Source organism: Microcoleus sp. PH2017_05_CCC_O_A, from assembly GCF_020738785.1.
GTDB lineage: Bacteria > Cyanobacteriota > Cyanobacteriia > Cyanobacteriales > Microcoleaceae > Microcoleus.
Map to the genome: position 1 here is coordinate 1 of NZ_JAEQCB010000203.1, position 8,298 is coordinate 8,298.

Genomic DNA, 8,298 nt, shown 5'->3' on the forward strand with positions numbered 1-8,298 from the left:
TTGGTGCGAGCGACAAATTCGAGTTCGGCGCTGGATTTTGATTAATTGGTGCGAGCGACAAATTCGAGTTCGGCGCTGGATTTTGATTAATTGGTGCGATCGGCAAATTCGAGTTCGGCGCTGGATTTTGATTAATTGGTGCGATCGGCAAATTCGAGTTCGGTGCTGGATTTTGATTAATTGGTGCGATCGGCAAATTCGATACTGGTACGTTGGGTTCAGTAATTGTCTGCCCAGGTGCGGGTGCAGGTGCAGGTGCAGGTGCAGGTGATGGATTTTGAGTAATTGGTGCGATCGGCAAATTTGATACTGGTACGCTGGGTTCAGTAATTGTCTGCCCAGGTGCGGGTGCAGGTGCAGGTGCAGGTGCGGGTGATGGATTTTGATTAATTGGTGCGATCGGCAAATTTGATACTGGTACGTTGGGTTCAGTAATTGTCTGCCCAGGTGCAGGTGCAGGTGCAGGTGCAGGTGCAGGTGATGGATTTTGAGTAATTGTCTGTCCTGGTGGCAAATTTGATACTGGTACGCTGGGTTCAGTAATTGTCTGCCCAGGTGCGGGTGTCGGTGCAGGTGCGGGTGTCGGTGCAGGTGCGGGTGTCGGTGCAGGTGCGGGTGCAGGTGCGGGTGCGGGTGCGGGTGCGGGTGCAGGTGCGGGTGCAGGTGCAGGTGCGGGTGCGGGTGCGGGTGCGGGTGTCGGTGCAGGTGCGGGTGCAGGAGTTCGCCTGGGTGCTGGCGGAGGGTTGGGAGTCGGTGCAGGTGTTGGTGCAGGAGTCGGCGCAGGAGTCGGTGCAGGTGTTGGTGCGGGCGTCGGTTCGGGAGTCGGTGCAGGCGTCGGTGCCGGAGTTGGCGCCGGAGTTGGTGCCGGAGTTGGCGCCGGAGTTGGTGCTGGAGTTGGTTCAGGAGTCGGTGCCGGAGTCGGTGCCGGAGTTGGCGCCGGAGTTGGTTCGGGAGTCGGTGCAGGTGTTGGTGCGGGTGTCGGTGCAGGAGTTGGTGCGGGTGTCGGAGTTGGTTCCGGCGTCGGCGAGGTTGAAGAAGTTGTGATATTAATTTGCGTCGGCTGTACGATCTGAGCCTTTGAGCTGGAAAAACTTCCGGATGCAATCACATTTTCCTTCTTGTCGCTCCCAGTGACAATGCTGCCAGCAGTACCGTTCAAGCTGTTATAGTTGGGCCCGACGCCGAAAATAGTGTTTGAGGCTTGGCCACTGTGGCTAATGGTGATATCTCCACCATTCGCGCTACCAGTGGCGGCGGCGGCAATGCTACAAGCTTGCGCCAAGCAGGTAAAAGTGCCTGTAGCTCGGAAATAACGACCGGCTGTAATGTTAATATTTCCTCCGGCTGTTCGCCCTTGGGTGTTGATACGGGTTACTTCAATGTCATTGCTCGCCTTGAGGGTGACTTGGCCGCCTTTTTTTTCTTCGGAGTTGGCGTCTATGAAGCCTGTTTGAATGCTGCTTGAGGCTGCAATACTAACGTCTCCGGCGCTGCTGGTTTTGTCGTCCGAGCCTGCGTTGATATTGCCTGTTTCTACTTTTCCTGTACGGCTGGTGACGGTGATGTTGCCGCCTGCTGCGGTGGTGGAGTTGGAGTTGAGAGCGAGTGTGCTAATGTCGCCGCTGGCTTGTAGGACGATCGCACCTTGTGTACTCGTCAGGTTGCCGCTGGCTGCAAGGGTGTTGGCTGCTTGAATTTGGATCGATCGAGCGCTGGCACCTTTGACTGCAACATCCCCCGCAGCTACTACTCGGTTAGACGCTGTAAGTACCAATTGACCGCTTGCATTGACGCTGATTCCTGTAGCATTGGTTTGACCGACCCCTGTCAGCAGTTCCGGCAAGGATGCGACTGCTGTTCCAGGGCTGCTTGTCGCTGGCGACGGCTGGATGTCCAAACTCAGCAAACTATCTCCCTGACTGACGCGCACTAAATTTGTCCCGGTGACTGACGCAACGGTAATTTTACCGCCCGGTGCCGAAAGATTGCCTGTGCTGACAACGGTGCCGCCGAGCAAAGTTAAGTTCTGCCCTGACTTGACTGCTAAGTCGGCTGTGTTGACAATTGCCCCAGCTCGATCGGCTCCAAAAGCAAAGGAATTGGGCGTGCCCGTCAGAGATGTGTAGGTGTTAGTACCGATCGCGTTAAACGAATTAGAACCAAATCCAATACCAGTAGCCGTGGTTGCTGTGAAAGAAGCCGGCACATTTAAGCTGGCACTGTTGCCAAATATGATGCCCGAGGGATTCATCAGAAACAAGTTAGCATTACCGCCGGTTAATTGAATTGAGCCGTTAATAATCGAAGGGCTACCGCCATTGATGCGGCCTAAAATGTTGCGAATGCTGGGATTTGAGATAAAGTTGGCTATCTGATTTGGCGACAAACCGAATTGTGTAAAACTGTGGAAGAGATTTTGTTTGTCGTTCGATAATTGTCCGCCTTCAATGTCGAAGCGAGTTTGCGGTGTAGGAGTTCCGCTTGGGGTGGGAGTGACTTTAGTGCCAGTTCCATCGTTCGCTGGCACAATTTGAGCTTCGGCTTTTGCTTGCAAAAAGTAAATATTTATCAAGACTATTTGCACATAAAGTGCCAGTTTGCCAATTCTTTTTCTTGACATTAATTTAGCCGGTATTTGAAGATTCTTGGGGTTTTTCATAGTTTTAAAGGGTTTAATTTTTAATAGGTCGCAACAATAACGTATAGCGGCTATCACAAAGATTCGCGGACGTTGTTGGGAAGAGAGCTCTCTTGGTTTAAGCGGTTATATAAGCTGTCAGTCATACCTCATTTTTTTGAGAAAGGCTATATCTTCTTTACACTCTCAATATAACTCGCAATACCTAGACTATACATCTGCCACATGATACACTCAAAAAAACGGCATTTTAGACCCACTCCGACGCCGATTAACCGATTTTTTTTTACTCTTATTAAGACTTTCAACGAAGGATGGGGTTAAAAATTAGGTTCTGCGTCCAAGAGCGATCGGGAAAATTTCTGGTCAAACATCTTTGCTTTCCTCGGTTCAAAAACAACAAAGCTATCTCCACGATAGCCTGTAACGAAAATTATGACAAGAAAAAGTATAGCCTTTCTCAAAAAGATGAGGTATGACTCATAGCTTATATAACCAGTTCCACTAAGAGGGCTGAAGCCCAACAACGTACCTCATCTTAAGGTTTGAAGGTTGGTGTGTGTCCCGGAATGTTATTGCTTCTTCTTTCTTCCTTGGGCTACAAGCCAATTTTTTAGAGTTTGCTTGCTGCAACCCGGTTTTTTTTATAAACCGGGTTTGGCGGTTTCTTGGTGTGAGGTTTGGTGACGTAAAACAACTTAAATCCGGCTCACTTTTCCTCTTAAAATCAAATCCACTATTGTCGGTTTCGATCTGCTGCTTTTCGGTTTTAATCGATCGCCATTTTGCTGTTTAAGGGGCTGTCATAGCGGATTTTTGGCAGGATTTAAGAGTTAATTCGGTGAAGTTTGGACGGTGGGCGAGGGACTGGGTGAATCAGGGCTTGGTGAGGATGAACTCGGTGAAGGTGAGCTCGGTGAAGGTGAACTCGGTGAAGGTGAACTCGGTGAAGGTGAACTCGGTGACGATGAACTCGGTGAAGGTGAACTCGGTGAAGATGGATTCGGTGAGGGCTTTGGTGAAGGAGTCGATTGGTCGGATTTTTTGAGACCGACAAAAGCGTCGTAGCGGGTGGTACGATCGCCAATCACGGCCGCTGTAATGCCGATCGACCGCGTGGCATCTATCCAGATTTTTTGGTTGGGAGGAAACTCCGGCAAAGCCAGGTTTTTCGGGTTAAACGCACTCTCGGTGTCGATGAAAAAATTGCCGTTGTGAGGCTTAAGTTGCGATCGTACAGTTTTTTGGAACAATTCGCTACTTAAAAGCGGACTTGTCGGCGCCGGAACGATCGCGTCCACCACGGGTGCTCCTACTGTGATAAACAGCACATCCTTCATCCAGCCGCGAGTTACAGTAATCCCTCCAAACGGCGATTTCCATTGAGTCGCAGGTTGACCGCCAACTTGAATTTCCTCAACTCTATACTGCTTATTTTTCATCATTTCATCAAGCTGTTTCAGGGATTTGTTAGCGGCGCCGCGGTTGTTTGTTTCCACCATAAATACAAATCCAGCAGCAAATTTGTCTTTCGGATTCTGCGCGGGGGCTGGTATTAATGATAAAGAAAATTCTCCCGCCATCCAGTTGATGAAATCTTTATCTAAATCCTGGCCAGTAGTCGATTTTAAACCAGTACGCAAAACTTGAGGATTAATCGGTGCAAGCGGGTTAGCATCAGATCCCAATACGTAGTCTTGCCACAAACGCTGCAAGTTACCGCCCGATACCATCATGATTGTATTGTTTGGCAGGCGATTAGCCATTTTTAGAGCATTATTTTCCACTGCTATACGAGTAGTAGAATCTGGTTTTAGCCAAGAGATTGATTTGAATCCAATTCCGTCTGCATCCAGCGTCGCTGTGGTGGCAAATCCTTGATTTTGTTGCAGTTTTTCCAGGTTTTCTACCGAAATTTCGCGGGATGAGTTGGCGGCTGTAAAGGCTGCTGCAACGGGCATATTCACGTAGATTTGACCGAAGGCACCGACATCCTTAATTTGTTGGATGGCGTCTCCATAGCCAGGAGTTTTTGCGAGGGATGGTTCGCCTTTGTAGGTGTCAATTATTCTGTCTGTGGCGGTGGGATCTGTGGTGACTGCTAGATAGTTTGTTCCGAGTACCGCGACTGAGAAATTGCGATCGGGTATACCTTGAGTTTCTGTAACTTGCACTCCTTTGTAATTGCGCTCAACCATTTTTCCTTGGTTGAGGGGTCTGGGTTTTGCTAATAATTCTTTGGCTTTAATCGGGTTGGAGATGGGCAGGATAATTGCTACTGACTGCTGAATTGGCTGAGGTGGGGGCGCGTTGGGCGCGCGCGGGGGAACTGGTATCGCTGTTTTGTTGCGGAGAAACGCCACCATTACCGTGTTACCCACCCAAGGCTGAATGTCTTGCTGGTAGGCGTAACCGTTGCTTGTCAGGAGGCGATCGCGCAATTCGCTTAAAAACCTTTCAAACGAAGCTTTTGACTCCGGCGTACCAAATTCTCGCAGCCTATTCCACTGCGATTCATCGGTAGTGATGGATAGAGCCATCATCGCATCTTGGGGAACAACGACGGCTCCCGCTGGCAAATCTTTGGCGGGGCCTCGGGAAATGACGATCGAGTATGCGAGGATACCTAAACCGATCAGAAGTGTGGCGGCTCCGATCGTAAACAGCAGGGAAGATTTATCTTTCTTGAACATTATTCGTAAAGTTCTGGTACTCGAAACATCATAAATTATATTGGGGATTGGGCATGGGGAATTGGGAATAGGGCATAGGGCAAACAGGGCATTGGGCATTGGGCATAGTGGGTGCATCTGGCGCAAGGCAAATATATTCGTAGGGACTCTCGCATGACCTCCGTGAATATGGGATTATAACTAATAACTTATATGCGGTCATGCTTCTTCAGGCTTCAAAAACCAGATGTACCCGGCATAGTTAGCGGTTAGCGGTTAGCAGTTAGTAGTTTTTATAATCACAAACAACAAATAACAAATTACCTATGCCCCATGCCCCATGCCCTATGCCCCATGCCCTATGCCCTATTCCCCAATCTTAGTTTCTAGCCTTAAAGTCTTTAAAGATAGTTTGAAATGAGTACATCAGCCTGTGAACATCGTTTGTGGCCCTAGGAAAGATATTGTGTTCCCATTTTTTGCGCGCAGTAGTCAGTAATTTTGCCACTGGTTGCGAGTAACTATTAGAAATGAAATAGCTGCCACCTTCGTAGCGAATATCTGACGCCAATCCGATAAAAGCACCAGCCATTTCTAGTTGAAGTTCCGAGGTGCAGTGTTCAGATTTCACCGCTAAAATTACTTGCGAGTGTCGGGGTTCGCGGTTGAGCAAACGGCAGATATTCGCTTCTTTTTGGTACAGAATTAAAACGTTGCAGTTGTGCAGAACTCCGGCTCTACCTTGGACTTTGACTCCGAGGTGAATTTCCAGGGCTGGTTTGTCGGGAAATTCTACAACAGCATGAGTGTATGGATGTGCTGTTCCGTGGATTTTTCCGGCTGTTTTTCTAAACGTTAAATATTTCGGTGTTTCGTCGTCTAAAACATTGTTATAATAGATGTTGCCGCCTTCGTTAGCAACTGCTTTCAGCAGGATGGTGAATAGGTAAGCATCAAAAATTCTAGCTTGTTCTGCCACTCCGTTGAAATCTGGATCGATCGAGCTTTTTAACTTGCTCTTAATTTCAGAATTGATGGCGTAGTTGCTAGGTTCAGAGGGCAGTTTTTCGAGTAATTGCTTGAGGGCGATCGCCTGTTTGTGGCGTGGGGCTGTTAAAGTGGACGTAAACTCGATGGTTTGGGCTGTTTTTGCGCCGGAATTGGCAAAGATAATTTTGGTACCGAGGGGAGAGGTTTCCGATTCTACTTTCAAGAAATAAGCAATCTCGTCTTCCATTTCCGAAGTGTTCACCGTCGCTTGTTCGACAGCAGCAATTAACAGCAAAAGTTGTTCTTTTGCGGTATAATCTTCTATCTTGAGCAGCGGTGTCTTTCGTTTGAGCGATCGCTCTTCAATTACTTTACCTATCTCTACACTATTGGCGACTTGTTCAACTACCCAACCTAAATTAAACTCATTCAGAATGGCCGCCAGTTCTTGACACAGTTTGGCGTACTCTATCTCATCCATAATTGGTTCTGCGTTGCACACTATATCTAATTATACAAGCTGGTTGATTTTTTTGTCAATGGCTGTGATGGAGGAGATGGGGAGAGGGGGAGATGGGGAGAGGGGGAGATGGGGAGAATGGGGAGATGGGGAGAATGGGGAGATGGGGAGATGGGGAGATGGGGAAATTTTTTCTATCGAACTTCAATTGGGATTTATTTAATCCTTTGTAAAATCCGTTGCCGAACTTTCTACGTCTTGAGGGAGACAATTAGCAGTAATAGCAATTTTCAAACAGAATGCAACTGCCGGCCCCATGCTGCAAACTCGCATATCGCTCGATTGTTCCCAATTCTTCAATTCTTCAATTATCCAATTCTTCAAATCTAAAATCTAAAATCTAAAATCTAAAATGGTATAAGCTATTGTACGACATTGAGAGCGATCGCACTATGGCAACTATCAACGACAACTACCTCAAACTCAAAGCCGGCTACCTGTTTCCCGAAATCGGGCGCAGGGTAAAAGCTTATGCAGACGCGAATCCCGGTGCACCCATCATCCGGCTGGGGATTGGCGACGTGACGGAACCGCTACCGGAAGCTTGCCGGGAGGCGATGGTGAAAGCGGTAGCAGACATGGGTTCGCGGGATACATTTAAAGGATACGGCCCGGAACAAGGTTATGAATGGCTGAGGGAGAAAATTGCAGAGCACGATTTCAAATCGCGGGGATGCGATATTGATGCTTCGGAAATCTTTATTTCTGACGGTTCTAAGTGCGATTGCGGCAATATTCTCGATATTTTCGGCAATAATAATACGATCGCAGTTACAGATCCAGTTTACCCGGTGTACGTAGACACGAACGTGATGGCGGGACACACGGGAGATGCGAACGAAAATGGCGAATACGAAGGTTTTGTGTACCTCCCAATATCCGCAGACAACAATTTTACCGCCCAAATTCCCACAGACAAGAAAGTCGATTTAATTTACCTGTGTTTCCCCAACAATCCGACGGGCGCAACCGCAACCAAGGAACACTTGCAAGCTTGGGTAAACTATGCTAAAGCGAACGGTTCGATTATTTTCTTCGATGCAGCCTACGAAGCCTATATTACCGATCCGAGCCTACCACACTCCATCTACGAGATTGAAGGGGCGCGCGATTGTGCGATCGAATTTCGTTCATTTTTGACAGGAAAAGCCGCCGACGGTTCCGATGTCGAAATTTGGAAGTTGTGGAATCGCCGCCAATCTACTAAATTTAACGGCGTTTCTTACATCGTGCAGCGCGGTGCGGAGGCAGTTTATTCTGAGAAAGGTAAGGCAGAGATTCAGGCGTTAGTCAATTTTTACATGGAAAATGCTGCAATTATCCGCGAGAAATTGACAGCAGCCGGAATCGAAGTTTTTGGCGGCGAAAATGCGCCTTATGTGTGGGTGAAAACACCGAATGGTTTGTCGAGTTGGGATTTCTTTCAAAAGTTGCTAGAAACTTGTAATGTGGTGGGAACACCTGGTTCTGGTTTTGGT

At 48.1% G+C, this 8,298-nt stretch carries 5 protein-coding genes; 1 reads left to right on the forward strand and 4 read right to left on the reverse strand.

Annotation, left to right across the window (positions count from 1 at the left end; translation table 11 throughout):
* The 4 genes from JGK20_RS31040 to JGK20_RS31055 form a co-directional block, all read right to left on the reverse strand.
* Positions 1 to 2,620, reverse strand: a 2,620-nt coding sequence (locus JGK20_RS31040; RefSeq protein ID WP_293233351.1) for a filamentous hemagglutinin N-terminal domain-containing protein, incomplete at its 3' end; no start/stop codon positions are given.
* Between the two features lie 851 nt (positions 2,621 to 3,471).
* Complete coding sequence (locus JGK20_RS31045) at positions 3,472 to 5,331, reverse strand: DUF3352 domain-containing protein (RefSeq protein ID WP_293193445.1); 1,860 nt, start codon at positions 5,329 to 5,331, stop codon at positions 3,472 to 3,474.
* Positions 5,332 to 5,689: 358 nt separating this feature from the next.
* Entirely contained in the window at positions 5,690 to 6,781 is a 1,092-nt protein-coding gene (locus tag JGK20_RS31050; RefSeq protein ID WP_293174422.1) for a hypothetical protein, read from the reverse strand.
* A 198-nt stretch (positions 6,782 to 6,979) separates the two neighbouring features.
* Positions 6,980 to 7,144 carry a hypothetical protein gene (locus JGK20_RS31055; protein ID WP_293174425.1) on the reverse strand — a complete coding sequence of 55 codons (165 nt, stop codon included), beginning with the start codon at positions 7,142 to 7,144 and terminating at the stop codon, positions 6,980 to 6,982.
* Positions 7,145 to 7,212: 68 nt separating this feature from the next.
* Here JGK20_RS31055 and JGK20_RS31060 point away from each other — a divergent pair.
* A partial coding sequence (locus JGK20_RS31060) for an LL-diaminopimelate aminotransferase (RefSeq protein WP_293233353.1) occupies positions 7,213 to 8,298 on the forward strand: 1,086 nt, incomplete at its 3' end.

Bases quoted from the DNA above. Each gene is read 5' to 3' on its own strand.
- JGK20_RS31050 (WP_293174422.1), bottom strand. From the start codon at position 6,781: ATGGATGAGATAGAGTACGCCAAACTGTGTCAAGAACTGGCGGCCATT.
- JGK20_RS31045 (WP_293193445.1), bottom strand. From the start codon at position 5,331: ATGTTCAAGAAAGATAAATCTTCCCTGCTGTTTACGATCGGAGCCGCC.